The organism is Phycisphaeraceae bacterium (genome assembly GCA_019454185.1).
Lineage (GTDB): Bacteria > Planctomycetota > Phycisphaerae > Phycisphaerales > UBA1924 > JAHBWV01.
This window is the reverse complement of sequence record CP075368.1, coordinates 235981-257106: the sequence shown is the minus strand read 5'-3', so window position 1 is coordinate 257106 and position 21126 is coordinate 235981. Positions and strand designations below refer to the sequence as shown.

Annotated in this window: 23 protein-coding genes; 16 read left to right on the top strand and 7 right to left on the bottom strand. The window is 63.9% G+C overall.

All coding sequences use genetic code 11. From position 1 onward, the window contains the following. Window positions 1-8 precede the first annotated feature (8 nt). On the bottom strand, window positions 9-836 hold the full coding sequence (locus KF838_01055; protein ID QYK48457.1) for a TIGR00730 family Rossman fold protein: 828 nt from the start codon (window positions 834-836) through the stop codon (window positions 9-11). Between the two features lie 11 nt (window positions 837-847). Further along, a complete protein-coding gene (locus KF838_01050) occupies window positions 848-1231 on the bottom strand; it encodes a CrcB family protein (protein ID QYK48456.1) in 384 nt (127 codons plus the stop codon). 172 nt (window positions 1232-1403) lie between these two features. Between KF838_01050 and KF838_01045 the strand changes: the two genes are divergently transcribed. From KF838_01045 to KF838_00990, 12 genes are all read left to right on the top strand, one after another. Next, window positions 1404-2120 (top strand): PAS domain-containing protein, encoded by a 717-nt coding sequence (locus KF838_01045; GenBank protein QYK48455.1) that lies wholly within the window; start codon window positions 1404-1406, stop codon window positions 2118-2120. Window positions 2121-2207: 87 nt separating this feature from the next. Then, window positions 2208-2702, top strand: a complete 495-nt coding sequence (locus KF838_01040) for a hypothetical protein (GenBank protein ID QYK48454.1) — start codon at window positions 2208-2210, stop codon at window positions 2700-2702. A 188-nt stretch (window positions 2703-2890) separates the two neighbouring features. Beyond that, complete coding sequence (locus tag KF838_01035) at window positions 2891-3712, top strand: type II secretion system protein (GenBank protein ID QYK48453.1); 822 nt, start codon at window positions 2891-2893, stop codon at window positions 3710-3712. Between the two features lie 50 nt (window positions 3713-3762). Further along, complete coding sequence (locus KF838_01030) at window positions 3763-4584, top strand: hypothetical protein (protein ID QYK48452.1); 822 nt, start codon at window positions 3763-3765, stop codon at window positions 4582-4584. A 113-nt stretch (window positions 4585-4697) separates the two neighbouring features. Next, a complete protein-coding gene (locus KF838_01025) occupies window positions 4698-5354 on the top strand; it encodes a hypothetical protein (GenBank protein ID QYK48451.1) in 657 nt (218 codons plus the stop codon). A gap of 174 nt (window positions 5355-5528) precedes the next feature. Then, entirely contained in the window at window positions 5529-6218 is a 690-nt protein-coding gene (locus tag KF838_01020; protein QYK48450.1) for an ABC transporter ATP-binding protein, read from the top strand. Window positions 6219-6220: 2 nt separating this feature from the next. Continuing rightward, the gene (locus KF838_01015) at window positions 6221-7519 is read left to right on the top strand and encodes an FtsX-like permease family protein (protein ID QYK48449.1); all 1299 of its coding nucleotides are present in this window, start codon (window positions 6221-6223) and stop codon (window positions 7517-7519) included. Window positions 7520-7621: 102 nt separating this feature from the next. Beyond that, window positions 7622-8269, top strand: a complete 648-nt coding sequence (locus KF838_01010) for a DUF3299 domain-containing protein (protein ID QYK48448.1) — start codon at window positions 7622-7624, stop codon at window positions 8267-8269. Window positions 8270-8336: 67 nt separating this feature from the next. Beyond that, window positions 8337-8999, top strand: coding sequence for a hypothetical protein (locus KF838_01005; GenBank protein QYK48447.1), 663 nt, complete (start codon window positions 8337-8339; stop codon window positions 8997-8999). Between the two features lie 22 nt (window positions 9000-9021). Next, window positions 9022-9681 carry a DNA-3-methyladenine glycosylase gene (locus KF838_01000; protein ID QYK48446.1) on the top strand — a complete coding sequence of 220 codons (660 nt, stop codon included), beginning with the start codon at window positions 9022-9024 and terminating at the stop codon, window positions 9679-9681. A 52-nt stretch (window positions 9682-9733) separates the two neighbouring features. Beyond that, a complete protein-coding gene (locus tag KF838_00995; GenBank protein QYK48445.1) occupies window positions 9734-10129 on the top strand; it encodes a hypothetical protein in 396 nt (131 codons plus the stop codon). 84 nt (window positions 10130-10213) lie between these two features. Then, window positions 10214-11623: an AI-2E family transporter gene (locus KF838_00990; protein QYK48444.1), complete on the top strand. Its 1410-nt coding sequence runs from the start codon at window positions 10214-10216 to the stop codon at window positions 11621-11623. A 72-nt stretch (window positions 11624-11695) separates the two neighbouring features. On the opposite strand, the gene ffh is transcribed toward KF838_00990, so the two are convergent. The 5 genes from ffh to sucC all read right to left on the bottom strand — a co-directional run bounded on the left by ffh (window position 11696) and on the right by sucC (window position 18661). Then, window positions 11696-13207, bottom strand: a complete 1512-nt coding sequence (ffh, locus tag KF838_00985; protein ID QYK48443.1) for a signal recognition particle protein — start codon at window positions 13205-13207, stop codon at window positions 11696-11698. Between the two features lie 25 nt (window positions 13208-13232). Continuing rightward, window positions 13233-15050, bottom strand: coding sequence for a DNA polymerase/3'-5' exonuclease PolX (gene polX, locus KF838_00980; protein QYK48442.1), 1818 nt, complete (start codon window positions 15048-15050; stop codon window positions 13233-13235). Window positions 15051-15246: 196 nt separating this feature from the next. Next, window positions 15247-15711, bottom strand: coding sequence for a hypothetical protein (locus KF838_00975; protein QYK48441.1), 465 nt, complete (start codon window positions 15709-15711; stop codon window positions 15247-15249). A gap of 1308 nt (window positions 15712-17019) precedes the next feature. Next, window positions 17020-17412, bottom strand: coding sequence for a hypothetical protein (locus tag KF838_00970; GenBank protein QYK48440.1), 393 nt, complete (start codon window positions 17410-17412; stop codon window positions 17020-17022). A gap of 7 nt (window positions 17413-17419) precedes the next feature. Continuing rightward, window positions 17420-18661 carry an ADP-forming succinate--CoA ligase subunit beta gene (gene sucC, locus KF838_00965; protein QYK48439.1) on the bottom strand — a complete coding sequence of 414 codons (1242 nt, stop codon included), beginning with the start codon at window positions 18659-18661 and terminating at the stop codon, window positions 17420-17422. Between the two features lie 140 nt (window positions 18662-18801). On the opposite strand from sucC, the gene KF838_00960 reads away from it, so the two are divergent. The 4 genes from KF838_00960 (at window position 18802) to KF838_00945 (ending at window position 21113) form a co-directional block, all read left to right on the top strand. Continuing rightward, complete coding sequence (locus KF838_00960) at window positions 18802-19785, top strand: hypothetical protein (GenBank protein ID QYK48438.1); 984 nt, start codon at window positions 18802-18804, stop codon at window positions 19783-19785. A 2-nt stretch (window positions 19786-19787) separates the two neighbouring features. Further along, window positions 19788-20051, top strand: coding sequence for a hypothetical protein (locus tag KF838_00955; protein QYK48437.1), 264 nt, complete (start codon window positions 19788-19790; stop codon window positions 20049-20051). Window positions 20052-20079: 28 nt separating this feature from the next. Further along, a complete protein-coding gene (locus KF838_00950) occupies window positions 20080-20424 on the top strand; it encodes a hypothetical protein (protein QYK48436.1) in 345 nt (114 codons plus the stop codon). Window positions 20425-20837: 413 nt separating this feature from the next. Then, window positions 20838-21113: a hypothetical protein gene (locus tag KF838_00945; protein ID QYK48435.1), complete on the top strand. Its 276-nt coding sequence runs from the start codon at window positions 20838-20840 to the stop codon at window positions 21111-21113. Window positions 21114-21126: the final 13 nt, after the last annotated feature.

The window sequence follows — 21126 nt, the reverse complement described above, 5'->3', positions numbered from 1 at the left end:
CAGCAGACTCACTCGCTCTCGCCCAGCAACACCGCCGGCTTCGTCCGCCGTTCCAGCACCTTCGCGTGCAGCCGCGCGCTCCTCCGGATGATCGCCTCCGCCTCCTCCGGATCATCGGTGAAGGTGAGCAGATCAACATCCTGCATCGAGATCGTCCGCTCGGCCACCATCGTCCCCGCGATGAATTCCCGCAGCGGAGCCCAGTAATCCGTCCCCATCAGGATCACCGGAAACGACTGCACCTTGTCGGTCTGGATCAGCGTCGCAACCTCGAACGCCTCGTCCATCGTCCCGAACCCGCCCGGCAGCACCACGAACGCGAACGAGTACTTCACGAGCATCACCTTGCGCACAAAGAAGTACCGGAACTCCACGAACTTATCCAGGTACGGATTCGGCTCCTGCTCCATCGGCAACTTGATGTTGCACCCGATCGACCGACCGCCGACATCTCTCGCACCGCGATTCGCGGCTTCCATGATCCCGGGCCCCCCGCCCGTCATCGTCGTCAGACCCATCCCCGCGATCCGCCTCCCCATCTCCCGCCCCAACTGGTAATACCGATGGTCCTCAGCGAAGCGCGCCGAACCGAACACCGTCACGCAGGGACCTGCAAAGTGCAACTGCCGGAAACCCCGGATCGTCTCACCGAAAATCCTGACTGCCCGACCGAACTCCTCGCGCCGCGTCCGAGGTCCGGCAAGAAACCGCCGCTCCTCGATGCTGTCCGTGATCTTCCCCCACACCGTCCGAAGGTCATCGCCCCGCGCAGCGCCCCCGACGCCCATCCCCTTCTGACCTTCAGGACCCGTCTCATCATCAAAGTGACCAGGCATCTCGATCATCCTCACGCAATGAACATTCGCCCCACGCTCCAACCGACAGCGACCGCGCCTAGACCCAGCACCAGGTTCGCCGCCAAAATCCCGAGCGCATGCCACGGACGACCGGACTGTAGCGGACCGAAGACCTCGATCCCGAGCGCGGAGAACGTCGTCAGCCCGCCGAGCAAGCCGTACATCACAAACGCCCTGAACATCCCCCCATGCCCGGCGTCAGCGGTTGCCTGCATCAACCTGGCACAGACGCCGATCGCCGCACAACCCGAAACATTCACAAGCAGCGTCGAAATCGGCCAGTGAGACCATCCCTGCGCTGCCAGAACGTGCGAACAGCCGAACCGGAGCAGCGAACCGATCGCGCCCCCGCCCGCCGCGCCAACTGCCTGCATCCATAACGGTGCACCCATCCGGTTCGTTCCTCTTGCTAGATCCGCACCGCGACACGCAACACCCTGTACTTGGGAAGAAACACGCCATCGCACGCTTCAACAGCCGATAGTACCATAACCAACACGTCCCACACCAACTCAACGGCCGCCGAACTCAGCAATGGAGCTGCGCATGACTGAGTCGAAACCGTCACTCGACTTCCCGGTGTCAGACCACGAAACACTCGCCGAGGCCTTCGCCGCCGACACAAACTGCATGGCCTTCGTGATCGATCTCAACGGGATCATCAGATGGGCCAACCACGCCGCCGCCGCCGCGTGCGGCTTGCCCCGCGAAGCAATCACAAACGTCCCCTCGCTCACCATCCTCCCGCGCGATTACCTCGAAGAACGCATGAGCTTCGCGCGCAAGGCCGTCGAAACCGGAATGCCCGTCGTCTGCGAGGGCATCTCGTGGGGGCTCTACCGGCGCACAACCTTCCGCCCGCTCAAGACGCCCCCCGGCGAAACCGCCATGGTGCTCATCGTCTGTCGCCCCAAGCCCACCGACGAAACCAATCCCCACGACGCCGCAGGCATACTCCCCACGATCCGTGCGAAAGTCGACGACCTCGGCCCCCTCGCCGTTCTCACCGAGCGCGAACTCGAACTCCTCGACCTCATCGGCAGGGGCATGACAACCGCCGAGATCGCCGCCCGCCTCGGCAGAAGCGTCAAGACCGTCGAGTGGCACCGCGTCTCACTCGGCGAGAAACTCAACGCCTCCAACCGCGTCGAACTCGCACGCATCGCCCTCAACGCCGGGCTCTCAGGCGGCACACTCCCCCCGCTCCATCCCGACACCCTCACAGAACCCAAGAGCGGCTCTGCCCACCAGGAAACGCGCTGAACAAACCCTTTCTACCCAGAGCCGAATTTCCCTTGACAAGGTGCAACCCATCGGGCATGATTTGAGAATACGTTCTCAAGTACACCGATGCACGCCGGATCCTCCATCCCCCGCTCGCTCCTCCTGGCGCTCTGGCTCGGCATTGCCGCCGTGGTCCTGCAGGGGTTTGGTGCCGCGCTCCACGCCTGCTCGCACCCCCATCACGACCAGGCACCCATCACGAGCCCGGTTGCCCGCACCCAAACCCACAACGAAGTCCACACCCAAACCTACCCCGCTCACACCTGCTCGCACACCCACCACGCCCATACCTCTCCTCACGAGGCCCCGGTCCCCGAGCGCGATGGCGGCATGCCGCCTGAGGATGACCACGACTCCAACAGCACGCCCATTCGCCACAACGACTGCCCGACCTGCCTCAAACTCGCATCTAACGCTCGCGAGATCCTCTCCTCTCCTCTTTACATCGCAGACGCCCCGCGCCTTCTCACGCTTTGCGTGAAGCACACCGCATCGGAAGCCCGCTCACACATCGCGGATCCGAACCTCCCGGCACGCGGCCCACCGACGCTCATCGCCTGATCTGCGCCCAATTGCCCGAGCACCCATGTGCCCGAGCCCAAGACGCGCCGCATCAGCGCGCCAGCGCCAATCCCCAACCCGACATCCCACCGCTCGCGCCCTCGCCCCGACTCACGCTCCGACGCCGAGCCACGCGAGAGCCCGCTCCCGTACCACCGCCACGTCCGCGCCCAATCAGGAACGCGACCATGCGCACCCGCGCCTTCACACTCATCGAGCTTCTCGTTGTCATCGCGGTGATCGCGCTCTTGGTCGGCATCCTCCTTCCTTCACTCGGTGCCGCCCGGCGCGCCGCTCAAAGCGTCAAGTGCCTCAGCAACATCCGCCAGCTCGCCATCGCCCACACGCTCTACACCGACGACCACAAGGGCCGGTTCATCGACGCGGGACTCGACCACGGCGGACTCGGAGACCTCGACAAGGCCTGGCCCTTCACGCTCCGCGAATACGCAGGCGGCACAGTTGCGCTCCGCTCCCCTCTCGACCGCTCCCGCTTCTGGCCCGAATCCGACGGCGGGCTCCACCCCGGCATCTCACTCACCGTCGCCGCCGCGCTGCTCGCCGACGACGATCCCTCCAACGACCCGACCTCAGCATCCCTCTCGCGCTGGACCAGCTACGGACTGAACAACTACGTCACGACCAGCAAGCACCCGCCTTCGAGCATCATGCGCCAGAAGGCGTACGACGAGCTCCACCGAATCCCCCGCCCACACGCAACTGTCCACTTCCTCCCCATGACGCTCGGCGACTCCGATCCGATCACAAGCTCCGGCACCTTCGCCCGCGCCGACCACGTTCATGCCGAAGACTGGGAGAACGCAGGCCCGGAGGCCGCCGCCGCGTACGCCGCCACCCAGATGCAACTCAACCTCCACCACGGCAAACCCGAGTCCTTCGAGGCCAAAGCCGGGTACGGCTTCCTCGACGGACACGCCGAGGTCCGCACCTTCCGCTCCCTCTACCGCTCCTTCGAGGACAACAACTTCTATCCAGAGACCGCCAAGTAACCAACCACCAAGGAACTCGACCTCTCAAGCACACCACGGAGAAGCCCGCCATGCAACGCCGACGCTCACGACTCATCTCCGCCGCGCTCCTCACCTCCCTCGCGCCGCTCGCACACGCCCAGCTCCACGATGGCGACATCATCCTCACCATCGACAGCAACACCATCACCACGAACGACGCATCAACCGGGTCCATCATCCCCTCTCGCGTCTTCGCCACCACGTTCGGCTCATTCGACTTCACCGACTCACCCGGTTTCGACACGCCGGGCGGCACATTCCCGCCCTCATCCCAGATCGGCTTCAACGTCCTCCGCGCCCTCCAACGCTGGAACGGCTCCGCATTCCCGATGGATGCCTCAGGCATCCCCGCAGAGCGCCTCCGCATACGCAAGACCGGCTTCGGCGACGTCTTCACACCCACCATCGACACCTTCACGCCAGGATTCGGCATCCCCGTCTCGTCCGGCGGCGAGTTCCACCAACACGTCGGCTTCACGCTCCAATCACCCAACGGCGCGGGTATCTACCTCCTCGAACTCGAACTCTGGTCCTCCGTCCCCTCCATCCTCACCTCCGAACCCTTCTGGATCCTCTTCAACAACGACCTCCCGCTCACCGACCTCGAAAGCGCGACCCAATGGGTGCTTGACAACCTGCTCACTCAACCCTGCGCCGCAGACGTCAACGGTGACACCACCTCCGACATCCTCGACTTCCTCGACTTCCTCGACTCGTTCGGCTCCTGCGAGAACCTCCCCTCACCCTGCGCCGGCTCGTCGGGTATCGACGCCGACTTCAACGGCGACACCTTCGTCGACATCCTCGACTTCCTCGACTTCTTCGACGCCTTCGGCACCGGTTGCCCCTGAACCGTCTTCGGTGGTGCCGCTCTCCAGAGCGGTGTCCAACTCGCGCATCACACAGTCTTGTCCCCGCATGTTTCACCAACATCCCCCGCTGGGGGAAGAAAGAGAGATCTCACATGAAGCGTTTCATCTCCACCATCGCGATCGCCTCAGCCGCATCCTTCGCCCTCGCGGACGAGGGACACCTCGACATCACCGTCTATCAATCCGGCGGCATCCTCTACACCGGCCTCATCGACGAGGACACCTCGATCATCACCCCCAACGTCCGTGTCTTTGAGGGCGACTTCCAGAACATCGGCGGCACCATCTTCGCCGACGAGCCCGGCATCGACATCCTCGACGGCTCTTTCACCCCCGGCGCACAACTCCTCCTCAACATCCGAAAGTCGCTCCGCGTCTGGAACGGCTCGGACTTCTTCTCACTCGCCGCGACCGATCTCACCCTCGAGTTCGGACCCCAGTCCCTCACAACACCCGCCGCAGACGGTCTCACCGGACCCATGATCTTCGACTTCGACGCCAACGGCGGCCTCCACGACCACCCCGACTTCATCCTCAACGCCGACATCACCGGCATCTACCTCCTCGAGATCGAGTTCGCGAAGGACGGTTTCGGCACATCGCTCCCCGCGTGGATCGTCTTCAACTACGGCCTCGACGAAGAAGACCACGAACTCGCCGTCGAGTGGGTCGAGCGCAACCTCGTCCCCGCGCCCGGCTCGCTCCTCGCGCTCAGCGGCCTGCTCGCACTCCGCCGCCGCAGAAACTGATCCTCGCTCCACATCTCAACCCCCTATGGGGCCTGGGTCCATCCGCAATGGCCCGGGCCCCTTCTCTTTCGAACGCCGAACGCCATACGCCGAGTTCCCAATGCCGAATGCCGAATGCCGAATGCCGAATGCCGAATACCGAATACCGAATGCCGAATGCCCCTATTCTCTTCCATGCCAGACGCACTCCGCATCACAGACCTCTCTTTCACCTATCCCGGCGCGCCCGACCCCGTCGTCCGTGTCCGCTCGCTCACGCTCGCGCAAGGCGAACAGATCCTCCTCACCGGCTCCAGCGGCAGAGGCAAATCCACCCTCCTCCAACTCATCGCCGGATTGCTCGATCCCTCCAACGGCTCAGTCGAAATCGACGGAACCCCCATCCACTCGCTCCGTGCCGCGAAGCGCGATCTCTACCGCGGCTCTAAGATCGGCATGATCTTCCAGACCTTCAACCTCCTCGCCGGCTTCTCCGCGCTCGAGAACGTCATGGCCCCCATGATCTTCAGCCCCATCCCAAAGCGTGAGCATCGCGACCGCGCCGCCAAGCTCCTGAACACCCTCGGCATCGAGCGCATCCACGCCGAACCCGATCAGCTCTCCCTCGGCCAGCAGCAGCGCGTCGCCGTCGCCCGCGCTCTCGCCTGCGACCCCGTCCTCGTCCTCGCCGACGAGCCGACCGCCTCCCTCGACCCCGAGAACGCCGCCGCCGCGATGGACCTCATCCAGAACGCGTGCCGCGAGCGCAACGCCGCCCTTCTCTGCACCAGCCACGACCCCCGCACCGCCGAACGCTTCACGCGACGCGAGTCCCTCGACCAACTCGCCGACGCACCAACCCTCACCAACGCAGGAGGTCGCTGAACATGGCCATCACCGACCTCACCATCGTCCGCCGCAGCATGAAAGTCCGACTCTTCTCGACCGTCACCACCATCCTCATGGTCGGCGTCGCCGTCGCGCTCATGCTCACACTCCTCGCCCTGAAGGACGCCACGCGCAACGCCTTCAGCCGAGGAACGGGCAACATGCACCTCCTCGTCTCCGCGGATTCCTCCCCGCTCGTCTCGGTCCTGAACGGCGTCTTCTACGCCAATCCCCCCGCACGCCCCATCGAGTGGACCAAGTACGGACAACTCGTCCGCTCCGCACCCTGGGAGTTCTTCATCCCCGTCCAACAGGGCGACTCCTACCTCGGCTTCCCCGTCCTCGCCTCCACGCCGGAGTTCTTCTCCAAGTTCGAGCCCAACGACAAAGAACCGTGGTCCTTCGTCGAAGGCCGCGCCTTCGAGAAGGCCTTCGAGGTCGTTCTCGGCTCGACCGTCGCCAAGTCCAGCGGCTTAAAGCTCGGTGATTCCATCTTCCTCACCCACGGCATCGCCTCCTCACGCCAACTCGGCGATCCCAACGCGATGCAGCCCCACGTTCACACCGACTTCAAGTACACCATCGTCGGCATCCTCGCCCCCACCGGCTCCGCACACGATCGCGCCCTCTTCACCGATCTCGACAGCACGTGGATCATCCACGCCCATGACCGACGCAAACGCGACGCCGCCGACACCCAGACCACAACCGTCGAAGACCTCACCGACGCCGACCGCAAGATCACCGGAGTCTTCGCCCGCGTCGCCACACGCCCCGGCTCGGATGTCTCCGCCGCCATCCCTTCAACCGCCTACCGCCTCCGCGCCGACCCCACCATCACCGTCGCCATGCCCAAGACCGAGATCGATCGCCTCTTCTCCATCGTCTCCAACATCGACAAAGTCTTCATCGCCATGGCCGTCGTCGTCATCATCTCAAGCGGCATCTCCATCACGCTCGCGCTCTACAACTCCATGGAACAGCGCCGACGCCAGATCGCCGTCCTCCGCGTCCTCGGCTCCAGCCGCACCCGCATCCTCCGGCTTATTCTCGCCGAGTCCGCGCTGCTCGGCATCCTCGGCTGCATCCTCGGACTCGCCGTCAGTCTCATCGGTGGCCAAGCCGGAGCCGCGACCCTCAAGGCCCAACTAGGGATCTTCCTGGACCCAACACTTCCCCTACGTCCAACAGGGCTTGTTCTGGGGGGAACCACCCTCCTGGCCATGCTCGCCGGGATCATTCCTGCGATCATGGCGTATCGAACCCCGGTCGCCAAGAATCTGAAGCCCATCGCCTGAGTCGCGGTACTCCTTCCAGAAAGCCACATCAGGCAGCCCGTTCAAGGCAAACCCGACAGATTCGTCCAGCCCCGCCGCAGTGACTGCAACGGAGATCAACACATGGCCCCACGAACCGGCATCCGCATCCGCTCGACCAAGTCGCTCGGACGCATCGGAGCCCTGCTCGTCGCCGCCTCCATCCTCGGTGCTCCAGAGTCCCTGCTCGCTTCCCAGCAACCCGCGCAAGCCGCGGCCGGCGAAGCACCGAAGTATCCCCAGACCGAGGCCAAGATCGTCAAGCAGGAAGACGGCTCGCTCCTCGTCGATGACAAGTTCATCGTCAAAGGTGAAGGCACCAAGGAAAAGCCCTACATCATCACCTGGGACATGCTGGTCTCCGCCCACGAGGAGTTCGATCCTCGTTCCAAGAAAACCACACTCCCCGGTCGTGTCATGATGCTCGCCGACAAGCAGGTCATGATCGACGGCTTCGTCTGCTTCCCCCTCGCCATCGAGCAGCCCCGCGAACTTCTCTCCATGCTCAACCAGTGGGATGGATGCTGCATCGGCGTCCCGCCCACCCCCTACGACGCCGTCGAAGTCCGCCTCGCCCAACCAGTCGTCGATGACGGAAAGTTCGCCACGACCGGCGCAGTACAAGGCACCTTCAAGGTTGAGCCGTACCTCGTCGGCGAGTGGCTTGTTGGCCTGTATCTGATGGAAGACGCCCGGTTTATGCCGAAGGTATTGAGTGGGCTGGGAAGCTGATTCCCCGCTACCCAACGACCCAGGCGCAGCAGCCGCGCACACCCGCCGCGGCAACGGAGGCCGCGTGATGATCGAACTCACGCTCGCCATACTCGCCGGATGCCTCCTCTCCCTGGCCTCGCTCCAGCCGGAGCCCCCACATCCCGTCGCAGAACCGCCCCCTGCCTCATCTCCCAAAGTCGGGCTGCAACCCGTGACCGGTCGTCCCGACGACCAGCCCGCCAAACCCGCCGAGCCCTTCTCCCCTCAACTCAACGCCGGCGATGATGGCAACCCGATCCGCGTCTCATTCGGCACCTCCTACTCCGAACTCGGGCGCACAACCTCCCTCCTCAACTCCATCAACGCAGACGAAGACGGCGACCTTCTCTCAGCCCTCGCAAGGCGCTCTCGAGCCGGATACGGATACGACGCCCAACTCGAACCCATCTTCTCCGACCGCACAAACATTCACGTCGCCACCAACAACCCCGGCGACCACTCCGAGTCACACTTCATCCTCACGAACCTCGAGATCAGCCGGGGTGTCTACTTCCGCGCAGACGGTGTCGGGCGCGCCTTCACAGAGGATCGCCGCTACACCACCCTCTCAGCCGAGGCATACTTCATGCTCGGAGCCAACGCCGGCATGTCGCTCGGCTTCGATCTCATCCGCACAGGCCTCCCCAGCGAAGACTTCAACACCATGATGGACGAAGGGCTCTTCGCCCGGTTCATCATCGGCTTCTGATCTCCACGATCGGTCAGACCACATGCCCCAAGCCGATCCGCGCCGATTCTTCTCGCAAGACGCCGAGTCGCTCGCCCCCGCGCTCCTCGGCACGATCCTCGTGAGAACGCTCGAAGACGGCTCCACACTCCGTGCACGCATCGTCGAGACCGAGGCCTACATCGGCATCCACGATCGCGCCTCACACGCATACCGCGCCCACCGCTCGCCCAGGAACGAGTCCATGTACGCCCCGCCGGGCGTCCTCTACGTCTACTTCACATACGGCATGCACCACTGCGCCAACATCGTGTGCGGCTCTCCCGGCGAGCCCGTCGCCGTCCTGCTCAGATCCCTCGAGCCGCTCGACGGAATCCCGATCATGCGCGCTCACCGCCACAACCCCCGACACACACGCAAAGCCCCCATCCCCGACCACCACCTCTGCCGGGGACCCGGCAACCTCTGCAAGTCGCTCAACATCGATCGATCCCTCGATGGCATCGACCTCGTGACGGACAACCGACTCTGTGTTGAGATTCCGTCAAGGTTGCCGATATCTCCCGAGCAGGTCTCGAAGGGACCTCGAATAGGTATCGGCGACAAGGGTGCGTGGACATCCGCACCACTCCGGTTCTGGATCAGCAACTCCCCGTCGGTGAGCCGCTCCCGCGAAGAAGCCCATCGCCGCCGAGAGGTCTAGCATCTACAGCACGCGGCACACCCGCCGCGGAACGAGCGTGGAGTCAAGCGACGTGTCCGAACAAGCCCTCGTTGATTGGAAGCGTGTGCAAGAGAAGGCAGGCCCTTACCCGCCGGATGCGTTCCAGTTCGTGCGCGAAGGTCTCGCCCACACTGTCCGCCTCATCCACGGCGAGTCGGGCATGTCCGGCGATCTCGAAGACGAGAGCCGCCACGTCTCCGGCCAGCAGCTCTGCATGGGCCTCCGCGACTACGCCGTCGTCCAGTTCGGAGGCCTCGCCCGCGTCGTCCTCGATCGCTGGGGCATCCGCCGCACCGACGACTTCGGCCGCATCGTCTTCGGCATGATCGACGTCGGCCTCATGCGCAAGACCGACGAAGACACTCTCGACGACTTCAGATCCGTCTACGAGTTCGACGAGGCCTTCGCCGGCCCCGAAGCGACCTGATATCGCTCAACCCCGCCCCCGCCACCCAGATTGGGCACAGATCTGTCAAGCCGCCCCCCCGTGCGCGGTCGATCCTCCTCTGAAATGCCCGACCCAAACCAAAATCAGAGCGCAGGCCACTCGCGCTCTCCCGGCATCGACTGGCGCAAGCACCATATCTGGCAGATCCAGCCGGTGCGCGATGTGCTCGTGGTGCTCCTGCTCGTCGGCCTCGTCTACCTCGGCCACAAACTGAGCATCGTCACGGTCCCGCTTCTCCTCGCGCTCCTGCTCGCCTACCTCCTCGAACCCGTCGTCGGGTGGCTCACCCGCAGAACCCGGATGAAGCGACAGACCGCCGTCGCCTCACTCATCGTCGCCACCCTCATCCTCGTCATCGTCCCCGCAGTCATCGGGTCCGCCGTCGCGTTCGTCCAGGTCGCCGGAGCCGCCACATCCGTCGCCGCCAACTCCCGCAACCTCTTGGACAGCGTCCGCGCCGACACCCCCGAGTCCCGACAGGCCGCGTTCGACAACCTCGACGGCCCCGGCTGGCGCAACGTCAGCCACTGGCTCGCCGATCTCAACGACAACGTCAACCGCAAGCGCGCCGCGAACGAACCCGAAGGCACCCAAACCCCCGATCAACCCGACGCCACGAGCGAAGACCTCGACCAGACCACAGCCGAATCGCCACGCATCGCCATCCCCTTCGCCGAGAGCGGCCGGCGCGGCACATACCGCGTCGCCGAGTTCATCCTCGGCTGGGTAAAGGACAACTCCGAAGCCATCGGCGCCGCCGTCGGCAAACGCGCACTCGGCACCGGCTCCGACGCCCTCTCCGCGGCACTCCGCGCCGTCGGCTCCGTCGGCTACATCGCCTTCACGGCATTCATCACCGGCTTCTTCTTCTTCTTCATCTCGACCGGCTACGGCAAGGTCCTCGAGTTCTGGAAAGACCTCATCCCCGAACGAAAGAAAGGCCGCGCCATCGACCTCGGCCAGAAGATGAACGCCGCCGTCAGCGGCTTCGTCCGAGGCCGGCTCACCATCGCCGCGATCCAGTCTGTCGTCTTCGCCGTCGGCTACCTGCTCATCGGCGTGCCCGGATGGATCATCCTCGGCCCCCTCGTCGCATTCCTCTCCATCATCCCCTACGCCGCCCTCATCGGCGTTCCCATCTCCATCATCCTTCTCTACCTGCATCCCAACGCGTTCGAGTTCCAGGAAGCGATCTGGTGGACGATCGGCGCGCCGATCGCCCTCTACGTCGCCGGCCAGGCCCTCGACGATTACGTCCTCACACCAGCGATCCAGGGCAAGTCCACCGGCATGGACACCCCCACCATCCTCTTCGCATCACTCGCGGGCGGCGCGCTGGCCGGTGTCTACGGCCTGCTCATCGCCATCCCCGTCGCCGCCTGCATCAAGATCCTGCTGCAGGAACTCTTCTGGCCCCGCTTCAAGCGCTGGGCCCAGGGCAAAGAAACTGACTTCCTGCCCATCAGCAACTAAAGCCCGCCGCGACCCGCCCCTGTGCCTTCGTGCCTTCGTGCCTTCGTGCCTTCGTGCATCCTGCCTCCGACCTCACTTCCGCTTCTTGAACTTGCTCTTCACGCTCGGCGTGTGGGTCGAGCCGCGCTGCATGCTCGGCAGCGACTGCAACGCCGCCATGTCGCCCGCACCGGCCCGCCCGATCGCGCGCACGGCCTGCGCCTTCGCGCTCGGTGTGAGAGCCGCCATCTGCTTGGTCAGGCGGTTGATCCCCTCGAACTGCTTCACCACTTCCGAGATCTCATGCACCTGAACGCCCGATCCCCGCGCGATCCGGTTGCGTCGTGAGTTGTTCAAGACCGACGGGTCCCGACGCTCCTGCTTCGTCATCGAGCAGATCATCGCCTCGATCCGTCCCAGGCGCGACTCGTCCACGTCCGCGTTCTTCACCATCTGTCCGACGCCGGGGATCAGCCCCATCAACTGCTTCAGCGGCCCCATCTTCTTCAGCGTCCGCAACTGGCTGAGGAAGTCATCCATGGTCATCTCACCACGGGCCATCTTCTCCTGGAGTTTCTGGGCCTCCTCCTCCGTGACCTCCTGCTGCGCCTTCTCAACGAGCGAAACAACGTCGCCCATACCGAGGATGCGCCCGGCCATGCGGTCGGCGTGGAACTCCTCGATCGCGTCGAGCTTCTCCCCCGTGCCCACCAGCTTGATCGATGCACCCGTCACGTGCTTGACGCTGATCGCCGCGCCGCCCCGCGAGTCCGAATCGAACTTCGTCAGCACGATGCCGTCAACCGGCAGTCTCGCGTGGAACGCCTTGGCCGAAACCAGCGCATCCTGGCCCGACATCGAGTCGACCACAAGGAAAATGTGGTGCGGCTGCGTCGCCTTCGAGACCTGCGCCAACTCTCCCATCAACTCGTCGTTGACGTGCAATCGCCCGGCCGTGTCCAGGATCACCGTGTCCACGCCGAGCTTCCGCGCCTGCTGGATCGCCCGCTGGCAGATCTGCACCGCCACGCCCACGGCCCTGCCGTACTCGGCGCACTTGTCCGGCTCGGCATAGAAGTGGACCTGCGAGCCACCGGGCAGCTCGGTCTCGACCTGCTTGGCGACGATCTCAAGCTGCTCGACGGCCGCGGGGCGCTGAAGGTCCGCCGCGACCAGCATCACGCTCCGCCCGCGCTTCTTGAGATACCCGGCCAGCTTGCCCGCCGTCGTCGTCTTGCCCGAGCCCTGCAGGCCGCACAGCATCACGACCGCCGGCCCCGGCGAGATCCGCATCACCGGATCGCTGCTCTCACCCGGCGCAACCGGCTTCGCGCCCGGCGTGCCGCCGAGGAACGAAACCAGGTGCTTATGCACAATGCCGATCATCTCCTCGCCGGGGGCGAGGGACTTGGTCACCTGCGTGCCGATCGCCTCGTCCAGCACCTTCAAGGTGAACGCATCGACGGCCTCGACGCTCACATCCGCCTCGAGCAGCGCGGTGCGCACATCGCCCATCGCCTCGCGGACGTTGGACTCCGTGATCTTGTCCTGCCCGGACAGACGCTTGTACAGACCCTGGAAACTCTCGCTCAGTCGTTCAAACATGCCCGGAGTGTAGGGCCTTTCCGGCTTACCGCTTCCCCTTCAGCCATCCGTGCAACCGGGCCGCATCCCAGGCGTTCACGCACACCTCCGGCGTCACCCACCCCCGCCTGGCCGTCACCACCCCGTACCTCAGGTTGTCATAATCCGACGGATCGTGCACATCGCAGTCGATCGCGATCAGGCACCCCGCCTCAACCGCCCCCTTCACGTGAGTGTCCCTTAGATCCAGCCGCAGCCAGTGCGCGTTGATCTCCAGCGCAACATCGTGCTTCTTCGCCGCCCGAAAGATCGTGCTCATATCCGGTTCCAGCCCCGGCCTCCGGTTCAGCAGCCGCCCCGTCGGGTGCCCGAGGATGTGCACCATCGGGTGCTCGATCGCCCGCACCAGACGCGCCGTCGCCACCTCCGGCTCCTGACTCAATGATGCGTGCGAGCTCGCCACCACCACGTCGAGCTTCGCGAGCAGCTCATCCTCATAGTCCAGCGTTCCATCCGCCAGGATGTCCACCTCCGAACCCGCAAGGATCGTGATCCCCTCCACTTCCTTCCGCGCTCGATGGATCGCCGCGATGTGCTCGAGCAACCGCTCGGGCGACAAACCACCCGCCACCGCCGAAGACTTCGAGTGGTCCGTCACCGCGATCGTGTGGAACCCGCGCCGCTTGGCCTCCCCAGCCAGCTCCACGATCGACATCTTCCCATCAGACGCCGTCGTGTGCGCGTGCAACTCGGCCCTGATATCCCCCACCTCGATCAGCCGAGGCAGCCCGCTCCCCTTCCCCTCCGCAAACTCTCGCTCCGCAAGCGCGATCTCGCCCCGATCCTCTCTGATCTCAGGAGGCACCTCCGCCAACTCCAACGCCGCGAACACATCCCGCTCCGCTTTCGACGCGATCGGCGCGATCCCCCGCTTATGAGGCGGCGTCGGATCATCATCATTCGGAAACAGCCCCCACTCCGTCAGCGTCATCCCCCGCTTCAACGCCCGCTCGCGCAGACGTATGTTGTGCTCCTTCGAGCCCGTGAAATACATCATCGCCGCGCCCCAGCGATCCAGCGGGATCACGCGCAGATCGACCTGCACCGTCGGTCCCGCCGAATCAGCGCCCCACCTCCCGAGATCCGCCGACGCACGCATCCGCACCGACGACTTCCCCTCCCCGCTCGACAACACCTGCACCACACCGGGAAGCTTCGCGAATCGCTCGCTCGCCCCCGCCATGTCGCTCGTCGCAACCAGAATGTCAATATCGCCGATCGTCTCCTTCCCCCGACGCAGCGACCCCGCAAACGCCGCACGCTCCACGCCCGGCCACCGCTCCACCTCGGCAACAATCAACTCCGCAAGGGGCATCGCAACCCCGAGCTCCAGCCGCTTGTTCCCCTCCGCAACAAACGCCATGGACTTCTTGATCTTCTCAACGCTCTTCTCACCCATCCGAGGCAGCGTCAGGATCGTCCCGTCATCAATGATCCGCTTCAGATCCTCCAGCGTCTCCACACCCGCCTTCTCCCACATCATCGCGACCGTCTTCGGGCCCAGCCCCGGAATCTCCATGATCGCCAGCAACCCGGGCGGCACACGCCCCTCAACCTCCTCCAACTCCGCGATCCGGCCGCTGCTCGCAAACTCCGCGATCTTCTCCGCGATCTTCGGGCCGATCCCCTCAATCGCCGTCAACGCCTTCCTGTCCCCCGCGATCGTCGAGAGATCGATCGTCTGCGCCTCAACCGCCCGTGCGGCACGGCTGTGAGCGTTCACCCTGAACTTGTCCTCGCCCAGCAACTCGAGAATCTTGGCAATACGCTCGAACCGCTCAGCAAGACGCGCGTTGAAACTCATGGCAGAACTGTAACGCACCCACAGCCGCACGTGGCGGACGCCACGACGCGATCAGCACCCTCGCAGCAAAGCCGACCACGCACGTAGCACGGCAGAACGCCATGCAGGCCAACTCAGCCGCAGAGCAACGCATCACACAGCACACCGTCACTCGCGGCGTTCCCTATAAAGTGATCGACAAGGCACGCGGGTTCGATCATCTCCCCTTGAGGAGAGAGCGGCGGATGTCCTCGGCGTACCGCATCACATCACGCGGCGTCCAGACAATGTTCCACGAGTTCCACCACGCCGCGTGCTTATCGCCGCCACCCACCCGCAATCCCGCAGCGACCACGGTTGAGCAGTTCCGCTCGATCAGGTCGTACGCCTGAAGAGGACCGTGCAGCAACATCCCATTCGCCTGCAAGCCGACACTTGCCCACCAGTCGAGCATCCTCGCCGTGTCCAATCCGTCAATCGCGATGCGATAGTCCGGCTGCCGATTCGCCTCGGCCTCGATGTCCTGCTCGAGCGTCCGTTGCCGGTAGGGAGAGGTGTTGAACACGCGCCCCGCCTGCTCCGGCCACCATGAGACATACTCACGCCCGATATGCATCGATGCGTGCCCCACGAGCGGCGCTTTCGTCAGAACCAGCGGGTTCCAGACATACACGGTGACCATGCAAGCCCTCCCATCCTGATCGTGCCATACTGACGAAACAGTGTACAGCCGCGCCTCTCGGCTTGCTCGCCCCCTCAACCCTCACGAGACCGAGCGCACGCCGCGGGGCGACATGGCCCCTGTCTTGTTGTAGCAAGGCGTGTCCGGGGCATCCGCCCCCGCTCCGCCAATGAAGATTCTTCGGGCGGCCGGGCGGGGCGGGGGGGCGCAGTGGGGCGTGGGGGGCGCGGTGGGGCGGGGACATTCCGACACGGAGAGAAAGCACCGTGCTTGGGCCGGAGCGGCCAACATCGGTGGCACGGTGCAGCGTGAGTCTCTCACGAAGGGTCGGAGGGGGTCGGCGCAATTGTGCTGGCCGCAACGGTGCTGGCTTGGAAGCCCCAAAGGGGCGTCAGAGCCGGAGCCCGGGGCAAGCGAAGTCGCGCAGCGACGAGCATCGCCCCGGATCCCGTTATGGCGGCCCGTTGGGCCTCAAGAAGCACCGATCTTCGCCGCGGCGGCGAAGATGCGGTGGCGCGGCGGAAGGAAGGACGAGGCCATCGGGCACGATCAAGAAAGGTCGCGGCCACCAGCCGCCTGTCTGTTGTGATTCGTGACGGGCAGTTCAACGTTCGCGTTGCGGTGACGCATGACCCGGGGCACCCAGTCCATCGGTCTTGCGAGCGGCTCACCCTCGACCCCAGCATAGGCCAATCAGCGAGACCGCCATACCGACCGCGAGTATCAGAGCGATCGTGCCCATGAGAGTGTGGGGCGGGGCCTTCTCAAGCCTGCACGCGAGCCGAATGATTTGTATGATTGCGGTTGTCATTGGTACTACCTCCTAGTCCGGAGGCGTAATCGGCGTGAGCGGACGGAGTATACCGACAGCTCTCTGCTGACTGGCTTGCCGCTCCGCGGCTGCGCTGCGCCCCCACGCGTGCCAACACTCCGCCGTCCTGCGGACGCGAGGGGAGAATCGGGAGATGCAGGGCTTGGAACCGAGCGGTCAACCTCAATTGAGTCGAGAGCCAATAGCACTACTTCGACAATCGAGGAGATGATGGGTTGTTTAGCAACCACCACGCTTCCTTAGGCAACCGACCCTGTTTGTTCACACCGATCTCTGTAACAAGGAATCGCTTGCCGCGTCCTGTACCGAACCGCTGCTCTAGGCCCTTCGCGATTGCATGAGCACTGAGATCGCTGGAACAAAACACAGCATTGGGTAGACATGCGTACCAGTATGTAATGCTAGGAACGCTTGACAAGTACTCTTGCACAGACTTGCGTGTTGCGAAAGCATTTGATGACACAATCAAATATGCTTTACTCATCGCTTACCTCCTCTGTTGAAGGAGGCAATGCACGCCTGTCTGGATTAGAAATGGTGTCTATTGATGCCGGATACAGTGGAAGGCGGCCACCTTTTTCTTCGATTAGCTCCAAAGCAGCCTTTCGAATCTGGTAGTCTTCTGACTGAAGCTTGTCTGGATCAACCAGCATAAAATATACGAAACACAGGACAGTGAGCAAGGGCATTGATATAGCGGCAAACACAAGATACTTGGCAAGGGATGCATCCAAGAGCCCCGCAGAGATCAGGCACGTGGGCATTCCAATGGCACACAGCACCAGCAAGGGATTCAAGGCACTCTTGACGCGGATTCGGCCCACGGCAGAGCTTGCTAGTTGCGTGATCTTGTCAATCTGATCTGTCATTGCGCCCTCACCCCACCGCCTTGCACACCTTCACAGCAGCATCCGTCAGGTCCGTCGCCGGTTGCAGCGTCGGAAGCGAGCTCTTCGCATCCGCCAGCAACTTCCGCCCCGCCTCAACATTCGTCCCTTCCAGACGCACCACCAGCGGCACCTTGAAGCCCGTCGAACCATCCGCGTTCTTGTGCTTCGTCGCCGCGTTGATGATCCCCGCGGCGATCACATCACACCGCATGATCCCGCCGAAGATGTTGACCATCACACCCTTCACGCTCGAATCCGACAGAATGATCGAGAACGCCTCGGTCACGGCCTCTTCAGTCGCGCTGCCGCCAACATCCAGGAAGTTCGCCGGTGACCCGCCATGCAGCTTGACGATGTCCATCGTCGCCATCGCCAGCCCCGCGCCATTCACGAGGCAGCCGATGTTCCCGTCGAGCGCGATGTACGAGAGCCCGAACCGCTGGGCCCGCAGCTCCGCAGGGTTCTCCTCCGTCGGGTCGAACATCTGCTGGATGTCCTTGTGGCGGAACGTCGCGTTGTCATCGAACGAGAACTTCGCGTCGATCGCCAAGACCTGCCCGTCCGGATGCGTCGCCGACGGGGGCGTGATGATCAGTGGGTTGATCTCCGCGAGCGTGCAGTCCTTCGCCTCAAACAGCTTGGCGAGCGATGCCATGATCTTCGCGGCCTGGTTGATCTGCGAGCCCTTGAAGCCGAGGTCGAACGCCACACGCCGCGCCTGATGGGGCTGGAGGCCCATCAAGGGGTGCAGCGGCTCTTTGATGATCGCATCCGGCGTGTCGTGCGCCACCTGCTCGATGTCCACACCTCCCTGGCGCGACGCGATCAGGATGTTGCGGCGCGTCGCACGATCGGTCGTGACCGCAAGGTAGAACTCCTCCTTCCCTCCCCCACTGCGATCGGCAATGTCCACGCCCGCCGCGAAGAGCAGCTTCGTGACCTCAAGCCCCTCAGGCCCGGTCTGAACCGAGACCATGCGGTTGGTCAGCATGAATCGTGCGGCGTCCTCCGCCTCCTTGGCCGAACGCACCAGCTTCACGAAGCCCGCCTTGCCCCGGCCCCCCGTATGGACCTGGGCCTTCACGACAACCAGGTCCGAGCCGGACTCCGCCGCGACCTGCTTATAAGTAGTTGCGGCCTGCTCGATCGACTCGACGAGCGTGCCGGCAGGGACGGGAATGCCGAAAGAGGCGAGAAGCTGACGGCCCTGGTATTCGTGGATCTTCATGGGGGGACTCCGGATTGGGCGAAAGTGTAGGGGAAGGGAGAGCGCAGGGGAGTCCGCAAACGACGGGCGCAAGCCACGGTCGACTCGCTCCGCGTGGGTAGGATGTCGGCCGCAACGGGATCGCCCGAGCCGGAGTCTTTATGCGCAGCCCCAGACATGTCGCATGCATCTACCTGATCGCTGCGTGCGCGTGGCTGCCTCTCGCATGCGAGAAGCAGCCGCCAACAGGAGCCGGCACACCCAACGCGGCGTCGCCGCCGGACGGTGAGACACCGCTGGTTCAACGCCCGTTCGGCAAGTTTATCGACGGGTATCGGCTGCTCGATCCGGGCCAGCTCCCGCGCGTGGCGTTGCAGTATGCCCCGACGATCGGTGCCAAACAACTGATCACCTCGCGACACGACCACGGAATGGCCGGTTGGGAAGACGGGCGACGCGTCGGGATCGAGCAGACGCCCAACACGGTCGCCGTGATCAGCATCGAGGCCCTTGAGGTGACAGAGCACGGAACGCACGTGCGATGCGATCAGATGGGGATGTGGGTAAGCGAAGAAGACCCCGCAAGGTGGGAGGAGTGGACCGCGGAGTTCGAGAGGATGTCGCAGACCGCGATGGAACAGATGGTGCTCGCGACGTATGAGCCCTACGGACGCGTCTTTAGCGACCCCACAGAGAGCGACACCGAACGAGCACGCACACAGTCTGTTCTGCACCTCTCGATGCTGTTACCCGTCTTGCTCCCGGATGAACCGATCGGTATCGGTGCTGTCTGGGAGATGAACCAGGTCCACGAGGTCGCGACGGTGCCCATGCAGATGCAGCGACGATACCGTCTCCGCGCGGTCGATGGGAGCCGCATCACCGTCGAGATGAGCCAGCGCCACGTCGGCACGCCCGGCCCCACGCCGACGAGCACGCACGATTCTGCCGAGCTAGTCTCGCGTGAGATCTTCATTCAAGGGGAGGCCGTGATCGATCTCACCATGCCCGGCCCAGTCAGTGGCTGGTTCGGGAGCGACTACACCACGCGTGCCCGCGCATTCAAGGGCGGCGAGGCGACCGAGATCGTCTACATAACAAGCTTCCGCCACTCGTGGGAGCCGTACGAACCGCAAGAGGAATAGACATGGCAAAGCAGGAACTCTCGTCAACCCAGCGCAAGATCGTCGACCGCTACTACAGCAACCTCGACACCATCTCCCTGACGAAACTCCAGGAAGCGGTCTCAGAGCTGTACCTCGCCGAGACCGACAAGAAGAAGGACAAACTCTGGAAGACTGTGGAAACCGCCCTCGCGAAGTTCCCCGAAGCTGACGCCCGAGCCGCGGCGGTCCTCCGGACGAAAGACATCAAGGCCCTGGCCGAACTGGTGCAGAAGCTGTCCAAGTAAGCGATGCGAGCGAGAGAAAGGAACGAGCGTGCTGAAACCCGGCGCAGATCCGATGAGTGTCAACCAGAGCGACGTGCTCTGCAACTTCTGTGCGCGCGAGTGGACCGACGATCTCCCGCTCGTCGAGGGGCACCAGGGAAGCATCATCTGCGGCGTCTGCCTGAAGACCGCGTGCAAGCTGCTCGATGCTGGCACGCTGGCAACGAGCCATCGCACCTGCACCATGTGCCTCGAGCATCGCGATGATCCCGCGTGGGAGAGCCCGTGGGTCGAGGGCTCGGTCATCTGCGGGCGCTGCATCAATCTCGGCGCAACCGCGCTCTCCAAAGACAAGGACTACGCGTGGAAGAGAAGTGACGCAGTGACGCAGTGACGCAGTGACGCACTCACGAAGTCGCGAAGCCCGAACGCCGCGGCACACATGCGAGACACTCACGCGCCGGACGCGCGCCGATTCCGCACCTCTTTTTCGCTGCAATACCGATTCACCTAATCACAAAGAAAAGGGGCGAGTTCCCTACGGAATTGCATCCCTCAACGACGCGAATCGAATAGTGATGTGTTGAGTGGAAAGCTCGTGGCCATGCGAAAGTGGGCAAGCCAAAGAGCGTAGGAAGGGCCAGAAAGAGCCCGAGAACCGACGGGTACTGGCCAAAGTTGGCGAAGGATGCGCAAGGATGGCGCATCGACGGGTGTGTCCGTGGTGTGAGCGGACCACCCGAGGCAAAGCGGACGGGAGACAGAGAGCCCTGAGCAGCATCAAACAGAAAGCAGGAGGGCCGGGTCATGAGAAAGGATGAAAGAGACAAAGAGAACACGGAGCCGGGCAAGCCCGCTCCACTCGATCCCGCGCGACTCATGGACGCTGCCGACGCGATCATGGCCGCACTCGACGAGTACAAGATCGACACCCGCGGAGGGACCATCGCTCCCATCGAGCTGCTCGGCGCGCCGAACCAGCCCAAGGTCCTCTGCGATTACACGCGATGGGAGATAGAGCAGGCGTCGGCGTTCATGACGCGACTCGGGCTCATCGAACCCGTCCGCGCCAGGAAGGCATGACAGATCCGGCGGA